This window comes from Acinetobacter tjernbergiae DSM 14971 = CIP 107465, assembly GCF_000374425.1.
Classification (GTDB): domain Bacteria; phylum Pseudomonadota; class Gammaproteobacteria; order Pseudomonadales; family Moraxellaceae; genus Acinetobacter; species Acinetobacter tjernbergiae.
Genome location: NZ_KB894364.1, coordinates 1 through 16313, shown reverse-complemented (window position 1 = coordinate 16313; position 16313 = coordinate 1). Strand labels below are relative to the sequence as shown.

Sequence of the window (16313 nt, the reverse complement as noted above, 5' to 3'; positions counted from 1 at the left end):
AATGAAAATCACTTCTTTATTTGCAGATAAACCCTATAGCGCAATCGCGATTGCCATTTGTTTTGCCGTGTTATTGAGCTTACCTTGGTTACATCTATTATCCCCTGATTCGGCATTTTATCTGTCTGCGTATTGGATCACGTTGATTGGCAAAATCATGTGCTTGGCTTTGGTCGCATTAGCACTGGATTTAGTGTGGGGCTATGCAGGGATTTTAAGCTTGGGGCACGGTTTGTATTTCGCCCTCGGTGGTTACGCCTTTGGCATGTACTTGATGCGCGAATCCGCAGGCGATGGCTTACCTGATTTCATGCGTTTCCTCAGTTGGACAGAGCTCCCTTGGTATTGGGTGGGAACAGAGCATTTTGCTTGGGCAATGATTTTGGTTTTATCAGTGCCTGCTTTAGTTGCCTTTATTTTTGGTTTCTTTGCTTTTCGCTCCAAAATTAAGGGTGTGTATTTCTCAATTATTACCCAAGCCATGACTTTTGCTGCGGCACTCTTGTTCTTCCGCAATGAGACAGGTTTTGGTGGAAATAATGGCTTCACGGGTTTTAAAACCTTACTCGGTTTTGATATCACTTCAGCGCCGATGCGTGCCACTTTATGTTTTGTCACTGCTTTGGTGTTAATGCTGTGTTTTATCGGCTTACGTCAACTGATGAATCGTCCTTATGGCCGAGTGCTTGGCGCGATTCGTGACAGTGAAAACCGTTTGCAATATTTGGGCTATCGCACACTCTGGTACAAGCTTTCAGCGTGGGTACTCTCTGCCGTAATTGCAGGTATCGCAGGTGCGTTGTATGTGCCACAGGTTGGTATCATTAACCCAAGTGAAATGAATCCAGTTAATTCGATTGAAATGGCAGTGTGGGTTGCCGCAGGCGGTCGTGGCACTTTGATTGGACCGATTCTAGGTGCAGGTTTAATCAATGCGGTGAAGACTTATTTCACTGTAGCAGCACCAGAAGCTTGGTTACTGATCTTAGGTGCTTTATTTATTGTGGTGACGATTTTCTTACCGAAAGGTGTGATTGGATTATTTGACCGTTTTAAAAAGGAGAGCAATTAAATGAGTGATTTATTCATAGACTCAGCTCAACATGGCGGTCAACTTGGTGAGGGCTATGGTCGTGCCAAAACCGAAGGCGCAGATTTTAGTCACGGGATTGCCTTGTATTTAGAAAAAGTCAGTGTGTGGTTTGATTCGTTTCGCGCCCTCAATGATTTATCACTGTACATTGACGAAGGTGAGTTACGCTGCATCATTGGACCAAACGGTGCAGGTAAAACCACGCTAATGGATGTGATTACAGGTAAAACACGTCCAACTACAGGTACAGCATTTTTTGGACAAAACTATGATCTTGCCAAAATGAGTACCGAGGAAATTGCGGAAGCTGGGATTGGACGCAAATTCCAAAAACCAACAGTATTTGAAAATTTCACAGTCATGGAAAATTTACTGCTCGCTGCACCACGAGATAAGCGAGTGAAAAAGAGCTTGTTTAGCCGACTTGATCCAGAAGCGCAGTTAGCATTGGAGGAAAGTTTAGAACAAATTCGCTTAAAGGAATTTGTGAAAAAACCCGCAGGATTATTATCTCATGGTCAAAAGCAGTGGTTAGAGATCGGCATGTTGTTGATGCAACGTCCGAAGCTGATTTTATTGGATGAACCTGTGGCAGGAATGACCGATGCAGAAACAGAACGGACTGCTGAACTGTGTTTGGAATTGAAAAAAAATCATACGCTTGTGGTCGTAGAACATGACATGAGCTTTATTGACACCATTAGTGAAAAAGTCACGGTATTGGCGCAAGGTGCAATTTTGGCAGAGGGCACATTGGCAGAGGTACAAGCCAATGAAGATGTGATTGAAAAGTATTTGGGACGCTAGGAGACTGCCATGTTAGAAGTGAAAGAAGTTAACCAGTTTTATGGTGGCAGTCATATTCTGCGTGATGTGTCTTTATCTGCACCTGTTGGAGAATGCAGTGTCGTTTTAGGACGGAATGGCGTAGGTAAAACCACGTTGCTGAAATGCTTGATGGGGATTCTACCGATTAAATCAGGACAAATTTTGTTAGACGGCAAAGATATTGCCAAAATGTCTCCTGAACAACGAGTACGTTCAGGATTGGCGTACGTGCCTCAAGGACGAGATATTTTTTCAACTTTGACGGTAGAGGAAAATATCTTAATTGGTATGGCGAAATTTTCGGGTGCAAAAACCCGAAAAGTACCGAGTCATCTCTACGAAATTTTTCCTGTCTTGGATGAAATGAAGCATCGCCGTGGTGGAGATTTATCAGGTGGTCAGCAACAGCAGCTCGCAATTGCGCGAGCTTTGGCTTCTGAGCCAAGGGTCTTGATTCTGGATGAACCGACTGAGGGGATTCAGCCCTCAATTATTAAAGACATTGGTCGGGTGATTCGTAAATTGGCAGATCAAGGCGAAATGGCGATCGTCTTAGTGGAGCAGTTTTATGATTTTGCTGAAGAATTGGCAGATAACTATACGGTAATGGCTCGTGGACAGGTGATTGCACAAGGGCAAGGGGCAGAAATGCCTGAAAAGGGGATTCGGGAGTTGGTGGCGATTTAGAATTTTTCGGTTAACCATTGTTTTATCTATATTTTAAGTAATATGTCTTTGCGACGCACCCTACTTTTGATGGATCAAAAGTAGGCAAGAATTCTTTGTCCGATTGATGGTAGTGAATATTGATGAAGAGGTAATTTTTTATTTTGTCGAATAACAAGATAATAAAATCAAATATGACGAAATTTTAAGAAAAATATTCAACTCCCAAATTAATATTATATTTAGCTAATAATTGGAGTTGTTTAATTGTAAGTGTATCTCCTATATTCCTATTACTCATTAGATTTATAATGAGATTAACTTCCCCACCATCGGAAGTTATTTCTTGAAAGAATTCTTCTAATTGATGTTTTTGTATTAGATCAATGAGAAAAGTTACCGAATAATTGAAAAAATCTCTTCGACCTTGTATTTGAATCTGATAATTCCAATAAGTCTCTTTTCTGATACCTCCTAATTTTTCTCCATTTGGCGCTCTTCGTTCAGTTCCGATGTCCCATCCATTGCTCATCGGTAAAGGTATTTTTTTTTGAATCAGTGCTAGAGGTTTATATGTATGTTTAATATAAAAATGCAGTATAAAATTATAATGATCTAAATCAGTATGTTCCATGAATCCCTTTATTTTGCTCGTTTAGTTTGGTTGAACTTCTATTGCCTCATTTCACTGTGCTGTATATTTCATCTAAGTTATTTACTCTCCACTTTATAGAACGTGCCACCAGCATAAACATTATGTCCAAAGCCACATGAGGACTCGCCATTGTTCTGTTCTACCTCAATTTTTTGACCATTTATTGGATCATTTAAAAATTGCAGTTTGATCTGACAGTCTTCATAGCGATAGTTTGCTTGCTTTGCAGTTATTGGCATGTTGGTATCAAACTCACCCAAGTTTGGACCATAAATCAGCCCACGAATACCAAAATAATAGCCTTCAAAATTAATTCGATATTGATGCTGCTGTTTCGTGACAGTGATGTAATCCCATTGTCCAAAACCATTGGCTCGAACATAAGTGCCTTGTAAATCTGCTGCAATTTTTGGTTTTGGTAACTGTTTGAGATTATATTGACTGGTTTTAGATTCAGCATCTCGTAAAAACCACACTCTTGCCCATTGTGGTTTTCCAAGTTTTGCATAGCTGAGACCGACATTATTATTGGCAATTTCAATCTCTCTATCGCTCACTTGAATGCCACTTTCGTCAGCATTCATTAGGCAGAATTGCGCCCATGCTGCCTGATCTTCAAATTGTTTCGCAGCTTGGGCATATTGCTTTTGGTCGTAAAGCTTTTTACCCGTTTGGGCGTATTGTTTTACTTTGCTACAGCCTTGTTGTAACTCTTGTTCAAACGAATCTTCAGCAAAACTACTGCTTGATAGAATTACGGTAGCCGTAATCATACTGAGTTGAGATATTTTAATCATTTTCAATATTTTAAAAGTTTTAAGGTGTTTATTCTAACCAATAAATAGAAATACATGCTGTGAGCAAATTGTTAGCTTGGAAGTTGCAGTTGCATCCAAACTAAATCGCGCCATTGTCCAAATTTTTGTCCAACCTGTGGCATATAGCCTGTTTGTACAAAACCAAGCTGTTCATGCAGAATAATTGAGCCTGTATTTTCACTATCAACCGCAGCAATCATCATATGCATGTGTTGTTGGGCCGCAAGATGAATGAGTTGTTGCATTAGGGCTTTGCCTAGACCTTGGCGTGCATACTGCGGATCAACAAAGACAGAATGTTCAATGCTTTGACGATAACCGCTAATCGCTCGAAAAGCTGAGTAATAAGCATAACCAGCAATTTTATCATTGTGTTGGTCTTCAACCACAATCATTGGGAATTGCTGCTGTTGCATGTCCTGAAAACGTTGTTGATATTGTTCTGAAGTAACTGCTTGATCATTCCAGTTGGCTGTACCTGTCAGGATTTGATGATTATAAATAGCGAGAATCTGTCCCAAATCATCCATCGTGGCAAAACGAATTTGATAAGATGAATTTAGAGAATATGCTGCAAGCTTAAGATCGAATGACATGAGAAAATAAAAGAAAGTTCACATATCCTCAATATGCGTGATTGCAAAAAAAACAGCAAGACTGAGCTTGCTGTTTTTGAATAGATTGACGGCTTAGAAATGGTATTTAACTAAAGCGCTGACATTGTTTTCATCGCTGCCTTTGATACCAAATTTGTTATTCCAAACAGAATGCTCTACACCTAAATATAAACGTGTTTCAGGTGAAATATGTTTACCGACATTCCACTTATATTGTGTGGTCCAGTTGAGTTCACTCGCATGATCTTTTTCTGCTGTAGACCAGTCAATGAAACCATCAACCACAAAATCTTCTGTAGAGACTTTAAATGGCAACGCATAAGCGATGGTCATTTGATAGTCATCAGCGGTTTTTTCATTATTGGCACGGTAGAAGTTTACATTCGCATATTGGAAATATGGAACTTTAAGATCAAAACCTACACCATATAAAAAGTTGTCAAAATTATTGCCATCAGCGCTGTTCGCTTCCCATGTGGTTGAGATCAACACATCTGTTACTGGACCGAAAGCAAGCTTTTGACCTGAAATTTCACCCAAGCTTAATCGTGGAGAAAGTTCGAAATAGGTACTTTTGTTGTCATCCCCACCGCGCATACGATCCATAAAGAAAAATACATCGGCATATTTTACTTTGGCAGCATATTCAACCGTTAAAGTCGTTTGTTTTTCGTCAACAACTTCGTAGTTTTCACCGTATAACCCAGTGAGACTAAAATCTTGCCAAATAGGCTTTGCCTGAACGAAAGCTGCTGTAGATACCAATAAACAAGTCGCTGCAAGTTGCTTCAATTGCATTTAAAAAATCCCCCCAAAAATGGCGTGTCAAGCATACAAGGAATTAAGCAAAAATAAAGCCAAATTTGACCAAATGCTCAAAAGAATTATGTTGAGCCGATCAAAACAAAAAAGTGAATGAATTTAAAAATATTTTTAATCAAGTTTTAATGAAAATGTCAAAAATCAGCTTGCATATTTGTTATGAAAGTCAGATATTGGAGTTATAGAAGATCTTCTTAACTACTGAAAAGCAACAGATGTAAAGCAAGGAGACCACACGCATTTACATAATCAAAATATACAACTGCATTGAATGAATGCATGCTCAAAGCGTGCTAAATATAAAAGTTTCGTAGAACTGTCTCACAGAAAAGAGAGGAAGATATTTATGAATATTGAAATCCGTACAGATAAAAACATTCAAGGTAGCGAACGACTAAATAGTTATGTCCGTGCAGAACTTATGCAAGAATTCCAACGTTATAGTGAACGTATTACACATTTTTCGGTTCATATTAGTGATGAAAATGGGGAAAAATCGGGAGATCATGATAAACGTTGTATGATCGAAGCCCGTCCAGCAGGTTTGAAGCCACTTGCCGTGACTCATAAAGCTGCGAATATCGATGCATCTATTCATGGTGCGATTGATAAACTAAAACGTAGTCTGGAACATTTATATGAGAAAAAAGAACATCATCGTGGTGGTTTACCAGAATATGTTGACGTCGATGACGATGTAAAAATTGATGATGAAGCGTAAAATTAGCGCATAAAGAAAGCCCAATTGAGGGCTTTTTTTATGCGTGTATCAAATTTATACATGATTTTTAGATCGTTTTATAAAAACCTGTCGGGATATTCGGCATAATAGAAACATTCAATACAATGTGAGAATTGGTCATGTTAAGCAATCAGCAGCAAGCCTTGGTGCAAGCCATACAACAACTCGATTTAGACCAAGTGCAATCTTTACTTGCTGAAGGACTCGACCCGAACTTTATTGATGCTGAACACGGTTTTCCTGTATCTATTGTATGTGATGGTTTATTTGTGTGGTGGGAAAATGTGTGTGAAGCCTATGAAGCCGGCAAGCCATTCACCGAAGTTGAAAAACAACAACAACTGCAAGTTTACCTACACATTTTAGATGCATTGATTCAAGCAAAAGCCAATTTACATTTATGGGATGCAGAAGAATTCTATGGCCCACTTTGGGATGCCGCTAGTGCAGCATGTGTACCTGTTGTACAGCGTTTACTCGATGAAAAAGTAGATCCGAACACACGTGACGAAGAAGGTTTAACGATTTTATCTTCAATCAGCCAACTGTTTTTTGATTGTGATTTTGATGAAATTAATTGGTCAGAATCTTTACCAGAAGAACGTGAAACTCTCGAGTTATTACGCAACCATGGTGCGAAAATGTCAAAAGAGCTAACGGTATAAGTTCAGCCAATAGAATAGAAAGGGGATAATCATGAAAAAAATTGGAACATTGAGCTTGATTGCTGCATCAATGATGGCAAGCACTGCTTTTGCAGCAGATTTCTCTTTTGACCGTCCTGGTATAGGAATGGGCACAGGTATTACACCTGTAGGGCATTTGGCTTGGGAACAAAGTTTGCCGAGTGTCAGTTATCAAGAAGGTATCGTTGATGGTGAAAAAGATAAAACGCTAACAGTCAACGGTGACATGCTGTTACGCACAGGTTTAGCTGATGGTCTAGAATTACAATTGGGTTGGCAAGGCCCTGTTTGGCAGCAATACAAACGTGCGGGTGCCAAGAAAGAAAGCAATGGTTTAGGCGATGTCAGCATTGGTTTGAAAAAGTCGATTGATTTAAAAGATGATCGTTTATCAATGGCATTGTTGGCTAAAGCAATCATTGCCACAGGGAACGATGAGTTCACGGCACATGATGATATTTATAGTTTAAGCTCAGCGGTTGCTTACGAATTTAGTGATTTAATTGGTACCTCGATGACCATGCGTTATGAGGCACAGAATAGTAACTGGGCAGTAACGGCGATTCCGACCATTGACTACAAGATTGCAGGTAAATTATCTGGGTATTCAGAATTTGTTTACCGTAAAGCGGAGAGCCAAGACTATGAATATGGTCTAGGCACAGGTCTTGTTTATGCTTTAAATAATCGAACTCAACTGGATGCGAGCATTGGGGTTGACCTCAATGGTGACCAGAAAAGCTATAACGGTGGCTTCGGCGTATCGGTTTTATTCTAATCAAAATGCACCTGATTTCTCTTAAATGAACTCCTGCATTGGAGATCGGGAATTTGGGGGCAAGATAGAGAGATCATCATGAAAATGTCTATTCAGGCTGGGTTTAGTTCCCAACTGATGAGTTACTTTTTGGGTAGTTTATTGTTGTTATGTGGGTCTTTGACTTACGCTCAAGAGAATTTATCAGCACCTTTGCTTAGCCCAGAACAGGCATTTGTATTTTCCGTTGAATCGACACAAACCAATCAAGCACGATTACATTGGACTATTCAGCCGAATTACTATTTATATCAACATAAATTTGAAGTGCAGCAAGGCAATCAGCCTGTTGCATTAAAACTGCCCAAAGCAGTTGAACAATATGATGAAAATTATGGGCATAGCCAAGTTTATTATCAGCAAGTTGAGTTCAATATCACCACACAAGCCGCTCAACATTATCGGGTGACATGGCAAGGCTGTGCCAAAGACCGAATTTGTTATCCTCCTCAAAATATTGAATTTCAAACTGATGCTGATGGATTGGTGAGTGTCGAAAATGTCAGCTCAAATTCCCAAAAACGTTTTTTAGATATTGCTCGTTCAGCAAATACCTTGAATGCGCAAACAACAGATGTTGAAGACCTGACAACGGGAAAATCAGTATCAGCAAATATCAGTAACTCAACACCAATGGCGCAAGACCAAAAGTGGTCAAATACTTTAGAGCAACATTCGCTCGCTTACAGCCTTGTGCTGTTCTTAGGTTTGGGCATTTTGTTGGCATTTACGCCGTGTTCTTTGCCGATGTTGCCAATTTTGACCTCATTGATCATAAGAGAGCATAAAGGTGTTAAAGCTTGGACAATTGCGCTGACCTTTGTGGTCAGTATGGCAATGGTTTATGCCGTTTTAGGTTTAATCGCTTCTGCTGCTGGACTTAATTTTCAGCGTTGGTTACAGCAACCCGCGACCTTAATTGCCTTTAGCTTATTGTTTGTGATCTTTGCATTGAACCTGTTTGGCTTATTTGAGTTAAAACTACCGCAGAAATGGGTGAATCGACTAGATCATATGCAATCCACACAAAAAGGTGGAACGCTGGTGGGTGCCAGTGTGATGGGAATGATTTCTGCTTTATTGGTTGGGCCATGTATGACCGCACCTTTAGCAGGGGTTTTACTGTTTATTTCACAAAGCCAAAACCAATGGCAAGGTGCATTATTGCTGTTTAGTTTAGGTTTTGGGATGGGCATCCCTTTGCTTCTTGCCAGTGTTCTCGGCGCGAAAACCTTACCCAAAGCAGGGGAGTGGATGCATCAAATTAAGGTGATTTTTGCCTTTTTAATGTTGGCACTCAGTCTTTATTTTATTCGTCCCTTATTGCCAGAGTTGGCAACTCAAGTTCTGAGCTTAATACTTGGCTTAGCATTTATTATTTATGCAATTTATCGTTTATTCGGTCAGAGACGTCAGTTGCAATGGCTATATGCGCTATTACTGCTTTTAGCGATTCCATTGCTTGCTTTGAATCAATATCAACACATCCAAAGTCTTAATGCAGTTCAAGCTGAAAAATTGGCAGAATGGCATGTGGCAAAAACCGCAGACGAATTTCAACAGATTTTGAGCCATGCGCCAAAAGACCGTGGTATTGTGATCGATGTCTATGCGGATTGGTGCGTAGCGTGCCAGCCGATCGAGCATCGTATTTTAAAAGATGCAGAAGTACAGCAAGCTTTATCAGGTTATTATTTAATTAAACTCGATTTAAGTCATTATGATGCTTCGCATCAAGTCTTATTAAGTCAATGGGATATTTTAGGGCCTCCAACCTACCTATTTTTAAACCCACAACAACAAGAAATTCGTTCATTACGTCTAACAGGTGCATTCCAAAAAACGGAATTATTACAACAACTCAGCTTGTTTAAAGGAAAGTAATAACGATGTATCAGTTATTTATTGGCAATAAAAATTATTCGACATGGTCAATGCGCCCTTGGATTCTACTAAAACAAGCAGGAATCCCATTTCAAGAACATTTAATTCAATTTGATGGTCTTGAACCCAATAGCCAATTTAAAATCGAGATTTCCAAACTCAATCCAACAGGTAAAGTACCGATACTGGTGGATGATGATCTCATTATTTGGGATAGTCTTGCCATTTGTGAATATATTGCCGAGCAAAGCCCAGAAAAAAACTTGTTGCCGCAGGATAAAAAATTACGTGCCAGAGCACGTTGTATCAGTGCAGAAATGCACAGCAGCTTTCAAACTTTACGGAATCTGTGTCCAATGAATGTTGAAGCAGATTTAGCGCATATTGGTCAACAATTATGGGCTGAGCATGCGCAATTACGTGCCGATGTTGCCCGAATTGATCAGATCTGGTCGGAACGACCGAATGAAGATGGTTTTTTATGTGGTGAGTTTAGTCTTGCAGATGCATTTTATGCGCCTGTGGCGATGCGTTTCGAATGTTTTAAATTGCCGATCTCACCATCAAGCCAAGCCTATCTACAAAAGATATTGTCTTTGCCATCTGTTCAACAATGGATGACTGAAGCCAAACAAGAACAGATGTTCGTTGCTTTTGATGAGCCTTATCGCACGCATCGCGAAGAATTTTTAAAAGACCCAAAGTACAATCAAAACTAAAGGTATTTTGAGATGAATGCCAGTCAGTTAAGCATTTTTAATCCACCCCTTGCGAAGTGATGCTTCTCACCTTTTTCAAAGGAGAGCGTATTTCGAAATTCAATGGTGTTCCCCTCTTTTTCAAAGAGGGGTTAGGGGGTGATTGATCAATCAGTAATCATGAACGTACGCTTAACTGATCAGCATTACATTCTGAGATATCCTTATTCGCTTAATTTGAAAATAATTCAGTAAATACTTTGACCTGATTACGACCCGCTGCCTTTACCGCATACAATGCTTGATCTGCTTGGCTAATAACCAGATGTGGCTCATCTGCACTTAAAGTGCTACTAATTCCAAAACTGGCACTGACCGAAAACTCTTGATGATCTTCTGATGTGAAGGTTAAGTAAGAAATTGCTAGGCGACAGCGTTCAGCAACATTCTGTGCTTGAATCGTAGTGGTATTGGGAAGGAGCAAAATAAACTCTTCTCCACCAAAACGTCCGATCATATCTTGATCACGTAAATTGTTGGCCAAGCATTTTGCAACCTTTACTAAGACTTGATCACCAACACTATGACCAAAATAATCATTAATATTCTTAAAATGATCCAAGTCTAATAACACGATGGAATACAGTTGATTAGGCTGTTGATGTAATTTTTCCAATTGATTACTGATACTACGGCGATTCATCACATTGGTTAAGGGATCAAGTCGACTTAAGACTTGGATTGAAGTTTCACGTATACGCCATTGTTTAAGCAGGATTTCAAACAGACATAAGCAAGCAATCAAGATCGGGAGTAAAAAAAAGAACATACTGCCGACCCAAAAGGGATGCATCTCCGCTTGATTGAGCACTTCTCGTTTAAAAATGGGTGCGTATTGGAGTACGCCATACATACTCAAAAAATTACAAAAAAGTAAGGCGATTGTTGCTGGTATTAAGGCGCAATAAATCATTTTTCGGTCAAATAAAACTAAGCCAACACCAACAACACTAACATAAGCAACCATTGTTGCTGGACTAAAGCTACCGATCAAATAACCCGTATGACAGAGCAAAACGGTAAAAACTTGCACGCTTAGAATAGGGATAATTTCTTGTACCCATTTTTTATGTTTATAAAAATAGCAGGGTACAATCAGACTTAAAAAAACAACAAGCATCAGGAGGTTGGTCCAAAACTTAGACCAAACCAAAGGCAAATTGACCCATTGCCATGTAATTGGATTCAGCAGAACGAAACTGTCCCAAATAATTCCAAACAAGCTCATAAATGAGGCGAGAATGAGTAATAGAATACATTTCTTTAACATGTTCCAGTTTATCAGAGGTTCATGTGCCCAGAATTGTGAGAAATTCCATTTTTCTCGAAGTACGAACCGCTTAAATTGAATCTTCATCATTGGCATGCATCCTTTATGCAATGAGATTCCTAAGAAACTTTATAAGTGTAAATTCATCATCAAAAAGATTGTGAAATGATTATTAAAATAACAATAACATCTTTGGAATGAGAATAAAGTCTAGCTCCATGCTTTTTAATGCTAATTAGGACGGGATTTTTTTTTGAAAAAAGGCACTATGATCTGAATATCCAATCAATTTTATTTTATGATGACAAAAAGAAATTAAGAATGACAATGGTCAGACATAGCTGACCATTTTTTGCACAAATATTTTAGGTTATTTTAATCAAGGTCAAGTGAGTGAGCGAATTCACTAATATCGGCTAAAGCTTGTTTGGCTTCAGGGAACCATGCATTAAACATTTGGAAGTTATGCCACATGCCTGTATACAGTTTAAAGTGTACTTTGACGCCCGCTTTTTCTGCTTTTTCTCTAAAGCGTTTTGAATCATCTAGTAAAATTTCTTTTGAGCCGACTTGAACCAGTGTAGGCGGTAAGCCTTTAAGATCATCAAATAGAGGTGAAACACGCGGATCATCCGCTTGAACACCATCTTTTAAGTAATGATTAATTCCTGCTTGTAAGGCTTCAATGGAGAGTAAGGCATCATGTTTTTGGTTAAAGCGTAGAGATTCACTGGTTAAGGTGAGATCTAAATAGGGTGACATGAGAATTAAACCACTTGGCATTAACTCTGGTTGTGCTTTTAGTCTTAGACACAATGCCAATGCGAGATTTGCCCCACAAGAGTCACCCGAAATAATAATATCTTTGGGTTTGATACCTTGTACTAACAATGCTTGATAAACATCAAAAATCGCATCAATGGCTTCGGGAAAAGCATGCTCAGGCGCTAAAGGATAATCGATATGAACCACTTGCATTTGAGTTCGTGCAGCAATATCTGTCATGAGGGCACGATGGGTATTTAAACTGCCTAAGAAAAATGCACCGCCATGAATATGGAAAATTAGTTGAGTGGCCGATGCTTGTGCTTTGATCTCTTCGCCACGAACACCCGCTAAGCGCAATGGTCGAATTTTTACTGTGCCATTTTGTGGAAATAAACGACAAAGTTGATCGAGTAAAGGTCGTAAAGCATTCGGGGCTAAATTGAATTGACTCGGCGTACGAATGGTCGCTTTTAGTAATGATTCAGTAAAATAATATTTCCAAACAGTACCAAGTTTCATAATTTTTCCATATTGTTAGGTCAATATATAAATAGGAGTTTTGACTTGCGCTGCAATAAAAGCAGTGCTTTGTTTTTGCTCAAAGTATACCCAATAGTCATAATCAAGAATTGCAATATTGATAAAAATTCTCAATACTCTTAGTCTTGAAAAGACCCCTTAAGGATATTACAAAAATGAAGAAAATTGCTTTAGCATTTGGATTGCTCGGTTTAACAACTTTTGCCAATGCAGCAGATATATTAAATGGTTCAGTTTGGCAAACCATTGATGATGAAACAAAACAGCCAAAAGCGATTGTTAAATTTACTGAGCAAAAGGATGGCTCGCTGACTGCATCTATTCAAAAATATTTAGTTCCAGGTCAAGAGAATGCATGTTCTAAATGCGAAGGAACATTTCATAACAAGACATTAAAGGGCGTAACGATTGTTCATAGCCTTAAAAATGTGGGTGGCGTAAATTATGATGGTGGTTCAATTATCGATCCTAAGAATGGTAAAACCTATAAATTGAAAGCTGAAATCATCGAAGGTGGTAAAAAGCTTAAATTACGTGGTTATATTGGTGTCGCGGCATTAGGTCGTAACCAAACTTGGGTTCGTGCAAACTAAGCGTTTGTTATCCTAAAAAGACCGAGTCTAATGACTCGGTTTTTTATGTTTGCTCAGTCGCTGTTTGAACGTATTAAGCAGACAAAGCTTGATAAGTGGCTTCCTCAAAGCCAATCACCAAGCCTTGAGGGGTTTGCAATACTGGACGTTTAATTAGGCTCGGTTGAGCGATTAACGTTTCAATCAGATTTTCTTGATTACTGATCGCATGTGCTTGTTCCACTTCGGTTAATTTGCGCCATGTCGTGCCTTTTTTATTTAATACTTTCTCCGCACCCATGTCTTTTAGCCACACTGCTAAAGTCGCTGCGTCAATGCCTTGTTTTTTGTAATCATGAAATTCGTAAACAATACCTTGTGCTTGTAAGGCATCGAAAGCCTTTTTCATTGAATTACAATTTTTAATACCATAAATTTTAAACATACTGAAAAACCATCAAGATGATAGATATATTTGCATGAAAGCCTAACGCAAAAGAGCGAGATATTGCTAGTTGAAATTTTTTATAAAGTTTGTGGGTCTATTGTCTTTCGTAAACGTGCATTAATGATTTATGCGCAAGATAAAATTAAGAAAAATATTGAATATATAAAAAGAGAAAACCCGCATCTAATCATCCTGATCATGCGGGTCTCATTTCAACGTCCAATGTCTCATCCTTGCAAATAAACTTAATCTAAGTTTATTTTGTCTTCCTACGGCGTCCTATCCCTTTTTGGTCATCCTGACCGCTTCCCTGTGCCGTGGTGCTATAATGCCGTTACAGCTGGTAAATAAAAATACACAAAAAACGACATGATATGTAAGCTAAAGAGGCGGTCAAAGTGAACAAGTGTTCACTTATTCGTGTATTTTATAATCAATAATCACAGGTGCATGGTCACTAAACCATTGTTCTTTATACACCCAAGCATTTGCAGTCCGTGCTTTCCAATCTGGAGAACATGCTTGATAGTCGATACGCCAACCGACATTTTTCGCACGTGCTTGCCCACGATTTGACCACCATGAATACAATTCGGGTTCTTTTCGTACCTCACGGAAGGTATCTACATAGCCAAGTTCATCATAAATATGGTCAAGCCATGCACGTTCATGCGGTAAACAGCCAGATGATTTCTGATTGCCTGACCAATTCTTAATATCAATACGTTTATGCACGATATTGTAGTCACCACACACGATGATGGATTTATTTTCATTTCGCCATTGTTTGAGTATTTGGGCATATTCTTGAAGAAATAAATCTTTACGTGCTTGGGCTTCATCACCACTTGAACCCGATGGCAAGTATAGCGAAGCAATATGAACTGGCTGTGACAGACCTAAATCGAATTCCGCCGTGATAAAACGTCCTTGCGAATCTGCTAGCTCAAAACCTAAACCATTTTGAACAGATACAAAGGGTAAGCGACTATAAATCGCCGTGCCTGCATAGCCCGCACGTTCAGCGGGGAACAGATGTGTATACCAACCTTCAGGTTTAAATTTATCAGTCCATTGTTCATGAGTAATGCGGCTTTCTTGCATACACACTACATCGGCACCAGACTGTTCTAACCATTCGAGTAGACCCTTCGTTACCGATGAACGTAGACCATTTACGTTGATTGAAACGACTCGAAGAATTTTTACATCACTTGAATAGCTATCCTTTGGTATCATACGTCTGTTTAACCTCAATTAAAGAATTTGGAGCACCTTATATGACAACGCCTGTGTCATTTCATCCGCAAGCTTTTATCGAACTCGCATTATCACGTGGTGTGCTTAAATTTGGTGAGTTTACCTTAAAATCAGGTCGTGTCAGTCCTTATTTCTTTAACGCGGGTTTGCTCAATGATGGCGAAGCGTTGTCTTTGTTAGCAGAAGGCTATGCAGATAAATTGGTTCAGTGTGAAAACGTTGGTGTGATTTTTGGTCCTGCGTACAAAGGTATTCCTTTTGTCGCGGCGACTGCGGTGGCGTTGTCTCAAGTACATGGCAAGAGTGTTCCTTGGGGTTTTAACCGTAAAGAAGCCAAAGATCATGGTGAAGGTGGTGTGTTGGTTGGTGCATCGGTTGCAGGTCAAGAAGTCTGGATCATTGATGATGTGATCACTGCGGGGACTGCGATTCGTGAAGTTGTGACAGTCTTAAAAAATGCAGGTGCGACGATTGCAGGGGTTTTAGTGGCGTTAGATCGTCAAGAACGTGGTCAAGGTGAACTTTCTGCGATTCAAGAAGTGCAAAAAGAACTCGAAATTCCTGTACATGCTTTAATCACGATGAAAGATTTGATGGATTATTTGGATGCAAAAGGCGAGAAAGAAGCTTTAGCAAATATGCAGGCTTATCGTGAAAAATATGGTATCTAGGTTTTAGGTGGTAGGAAAGGAAGCGGGGAGCTTCCTTTTTAGTTAGAGATTTAATGTTCAAGCGTTCATCAGGATTGCTAACTTAGCAAACCTGGTTTTAGTCATTATTTAGATAGATAAGATTTGAACAAAGGTATTAATAACCCGAATCGTGGATAAAAAATTGACTTGAAAAATAAAAGAACTAGAGCCATCAGTTGAGTTACCAAACCTAAAGCTCTAGTCCTAATGTTCAATAGTACCGAATTATTCTGTGTAATCGATGATTTCTTTCTTAAATTTGAATCAACTTATTGGAAGTTTCTCAAACAAATCCGCTACTCTTTAAGAATCAGAACTGCACAGCTGACCATCTCGGAAATTAGCTTTATCGCCATTTGGTATAAGTGTTCTCACTT

Annotated in this window: 18 protein-coding genes and 1 pseudogene; 11 read left to right on the top strand and 8 right to left on the bottom strand. The window is 39.2% G+C overall.

The window, feature by feature from the left end:
- The first annotated feature begins 1 nt into the window (after position 1).
- Genes urtC through urtE form a run of 3 tightly spaced genes read left to right on the top strand, consistent with a single transcriptional unit; the run spans position 2 to position 2608 of the window.
- Positions 2 to 1072 (top strand): urea ABC transporter permease subunit UrtC, encoded by a 1071-nt coding sequence (urtC, locus tag C502_RS0110040; RefSeq protein ID WP_004683577.1) that lies wholly within the window; start codon positions 2 to 4, stop codon positions 1070 to 1072.
- Complete coding sequence (gene urtD / locus C502_RS0110035) at positions 1073 to 1900, top strand: urea ABC transporter ATP-binding protein UrtD (protein ID WP_018678693.1); 828 nt, start codon at positions 1073 to 1075, stop codon at positions 1898 to 1900. It abuts the gene before it with no gap.
- A 9-nt stretch (positions 1901 to 1909) separates the two neighbouring features.
- On the top strand, positions 1910 to 2608 hold the full coding sequence (urtE, locus tag C502_RS0110030) for an urea ABC transporter ATP-binding subunit UrtE (protein WP_018678692.1): 699 nt from the start codon (positions 1910 to 1912) through the stop codon (positions 2606 to 2608).
- Positions 2609 to 2792: 184 nt separating this feature from the next.
- Here the strand turns inward: urtE and C502_RS0110025 are convergent, their stop codons facing one another.
- The 4 genes from C502_RS0110025 to C502_RS0110010 form a co-directional block, all read right to left on the bottom strand.
- On the bottom strand, positions 2793 to 3221 hold the full coding sequence (locus C502_RS0110025; RefSeq protein ID WP_018678691.1) for a hypothetical protein: 429 nt from the start codon (positions 3219 to 3221) through the stop codon (positions 2793 to 2795).
- Positions 3222 to 3298: 77 nt separating this feature from the next.
- Positions 3299 to 4039, bottom strand: a complete 741-nt coding sequence (locus C502_RS0110020) for a hypothetical protein (RefSeq protein WP_023274797.1) — start codon at positions 4037 to 4039, stop codon at positions 3299 to 3301.
- 71 nt (positions 4040 to 4110) lie between these two features.
- On the bottom strand, positions 4111 to 4656 hold the full coding sequence (locus C502_RS0110015) for a GNAT family N-acetyltransferase (protein WP_018678689.1): 546 nt from the start codon (positions 4654 to 4656) through the stop codon (positions 4111 to 4113).
- A gap of 93 nt (positions 4657 to 4749) precedes the next feature.
- Positions 4750 to 5475 (bottom strand): outer membrane protein OmpK, encoded by a 726-nt coding sequence (locus C502_RS0110010; RefSeq protein ID WP_018678688.1) that lies wholly within the window; start codon positions 5473 to 5475, stop codon positions 4750 to 4752.
- 370 nt (positions 5476 to 5845) lie between these two features.
- Here C502_RS0110010 and C502_RS0110005 point away from each other — a divergent pair, with 370 nt between their 5' ends.
- From C502_RS0110005 to C502_RS0109985, 5 genes are all read left to right on the top strand, one after another.
- Complete coding sequence (locus C502_RS0110005) at positions 5846 to 6220, top strand: HPF/RaiA family ribosome-associated protein (RefSeq protein ID WP_018678687.1); 375 nt, start codon at positions 5846 to 5848, stop codon at positions 6218 to 6220.
- Positions 6221 to 6360: 140 nt separating this feature from the next.
- On the top strand, positions 6361 to 6906 hold the full coding sequence (locus tag C502_RS0110000) for an ankyrin repeat domain-containing protein (RefSeq protein ID WP_018678686.1): 546 nt from the start codon (positions 6361 to 6363) through the stop codon (positions 6904 to 6906).
- Positions 6907 to 6937: 31 nt separating this feature from the next.
- Positions 6938 to 7705 carry a transporter gene (locus C502_RS0109995; RefSeq protein WP_018678685.1) on the top strand — a complete coding sequence of 256 codons (768 nt, stop codon included), beginning with the start codon at positions 6938 to 6940 and terminating at the stop codon, positions 7703 to 7705.
- A 78-nt stretch (positions 7706 to 7783) separates the two neighbouring features.
- Positions 7784 to 9628, top strand: coding sequence for a protein-disulfide reductase DsbD (gene dsbD, locus C502_RS0109990; protein WP_018678684.1), 1845 nt, complete (start codon positions 7784 to 7786; stop codon positions 9626 to 9628).
- Between the two features lie 5 nt (positions 9629 to 9633).
- Positions 9634 to 10347 carry a glutathione S-transferase family protein gene (locus C502_RS0109985; protein ID WP_018678683.1) on the top strand — a complete coding sequence of 238 codons (714 nt, stop codon included), beginning with the start codon at positions 9634 to 9636 and terminating at the stop codon, positions 10345 to 10347.
- A 211-nt stretch (positions 10348 to 10558) separates the two neighbouring features.
- Here C502_RS0109985 and C502_RS0109980 read toward each other — a convergent pair whose 3' ends face one another.
- On the bottom strand, positions 10559 to 11746 hold the full coding sequence (locus C502_RS0109980) for a GGDEF domain-containing protein (RefSeq protein WP_018678682.1): 1188 nt from the start codon (positions 11744 to 11746) through the stop codon (positions 10559 to 10561).
- A gap of 285 nt (positions 11747 to 12031) precedes the next feature.
- Positions 12032 to 12943 carry an alpha/beta hydrolase gene (locus C502_RS0109975; protein ID WP_018678681.1) on the bottom strand — a complete coding sequence of 304 codons (912 nt, stop codon included), beginning with the start codon at positions 12941 to 12943 and terminating at the stop codon, positions 12032 to 12034.
- A gap of 176 nt (positions 12944 to 13119) precedes the next feature.
- Here C502_RS0109975 and C502_RS0109970 point away from each other — a divergent pair, with 176 nt between their 5' ends.
- Positions 13120 to 13557, top strand: a complete 438-nt coding sequence (locus C502_RS0109970) for a DUF2147 domain-containing protein (RefSeq protein WP_018678680.1) — start codon at positions 13120 to 13122, stop codon at positions 13555 to 13557.
- A gap of 73 nt (positions 13558 to 13630) precedes the next feature.
- Here C502_RS0109970 and C502_RS0109965 read toward each other — a convergent pair whose 3' ends face one another.
- Both C502_RS0109965 and C502_RS0109960 read right to left on the bottom strand, forming a co-directional pair.
- Positions 13631 to 13981, bottom strand: a complete 351-nt coding sequence (locus C502_RS0109965; protein ID WP_018678679.1) for an arsenate reductase — start codon at positions 13979 to 13981, stop codon at positions 13631 to 13633.
- Between the two features lie 417 nt (positions 13982 to 14398).
- On the bottom strand, positions 14399 to 15223 hold the full coding sequence (locus C502_RS0109960) for an exodeoxyribonuclease III (RefSeq protein WP_018678678.1): 825 nt from the start codon (positions 15221 to 15223) through the stop codon (positions 14399 to 14401).
- 41 nt (positions 15224 to 15264) lie between these two features.
- On the opposite strand from C502_RS0109960, the gene pyrE reads away from it, so the two are divergent.
- Both pyrE and C502_RS18860 read left to right on the top strand, forming a co-directional pair.
- The gene (gene pyrE / locus C502_RS0109955) at positions 15265 to 15915 is read left to right on the top strand and encodes an orotate phosphoribosyltransferase (protein ID WP_018678677.1); all 651 of its coding nucleotides are present in this window, start codon (positions 15265 to 15267) and stop codon (positions 15913 to 15915) included.
- A gap of 228 nt (positions 15916 to 16143) precedes the next feature.
- A pseudogene (locus C502_RS18860) lies at positions 16144 to 16313 on the top strand (IS982 family transposase); the annotation flags it as partial.

Bases quoted from the DNA above. Each gene is read 5' to 3' on its own strand.
- urtC (WP_004683577.1), top strand. From the start codon at position 2: ATGAAAATCACTTCTTTATTTGCAGATAAACCCTATAGCGCAATCGCG.
- urtD (WP_018678693.1), top strand. From the start codon at position 1,073: ATGAGTGATTTATTCATAGACTCAGCTCAACATGGCGGTCAACTTGGT.
- urtE (WP_018678692.1), top strand. From the start codon at position 1,910: ATGTTAGAAGTGAAAGAAGTTAACCAGTTTTATGGTGGCAGTCATATT.
- C502_RS0110025 (WP_018678691.1), bottom strand. From the start codon at position 3,221: ATGGAACATACTGATTTAGATCATTATAATTTTATACTGCATTTTTAT.
- C502_RS0110020 (WP_023274797.1), bottom strand. From the start codon at position 4,039: ATGATTAAAATATCTCAACTCAGTATGATTACGGCTACCGTAATTCTA.
- C502_RS0110015 (WP_018678689.1), bottom strand. From the start codon at position 4,656: ATGTCATTCGATCTTAAGCTTGCAGCATATTCTCTAAATTCATCTTAT.
- C502_RS0110010 (WP_018678688.1), bottom strand. From the start codon at position 5,475: ATGCAATTGAAGCAACTTGCAGCGACTTGTTTATTGGTATCTACAGCA.
- C502_RS0110005 (WP_018678687.1), top strand. From the start codon at position 5,846: ATGAATATTGAAATCCGTACAGATAAAAACATTCAAGGTAGCGAACGA.
- C502_RS0110000 (WP_018678686.1), top strand. From the start codon at position 6,361: ATGTTAAGCAATCAGCAGCAAGCCTTGGTGCAAGCCATACAACAACTC.
- C502_RS0109995 (WP_018678685.1), top strand. From the start codon at position 6,938: ATGAAAAAAATTGGAACATTGAGCTTGATTGCTGCATCAATGATGGCA.
- dsbD (WP_018678684.1), top strand. From the start codon at position 7,784: ATGAAAATGTCTATTCAGGCTGGGTTTAGTTCCCAACTGATGAGTTAC.
- C502_RS0109985 (WP_018678683.1), top strand. From the start codon at position 9,634: ATGTATCAGTTATTTATTGGCAATAAAAATTATTCGACATGGTCAATG.
- C502_RS0109980 (WP_018678682.1), bottom strand. From the start codon at position 11,746: ATGATGAAGATTCAATTTAAGCGGTTCGTACTTCGAGAAAAATGGAAT.
- C502_RS0109975 (WP_018678681.1), bottom strand. From the start codon at position 12,943: ATGAAACTTGGTACTGTTTGGAAATATTATTTTACTGAATCATTACTA.
- C502_RS0109970 (WP_018678680.1), top strand. From the start codon at position 13,120: ATGAAGAAAATTGCTTTAGCATTTGGATTGCTCGGTTTAACAACTTTT.
- C502_RS0109965 (WP_018678679.1), bottom strand. From the start codon at position 13,981: ATGTTTAAAATTTATGGTATTAAAAATTGTAATTCAATGAAAAAGGCT.
- C502_RS0109960 (WP_018678678.1), bottom strand. From the start codon at position 15,223: ATGATACCAAAGGATAGCTATTCAAGTGATGTAAAAATTCTTCGAGTC.
- pyrE (WP_018678677.1), top strand. From the start codon at position 15,265: ATGACAACGCCTGTGTCATTTCATCCGCAAGCTTTTATCGAACTCGCA.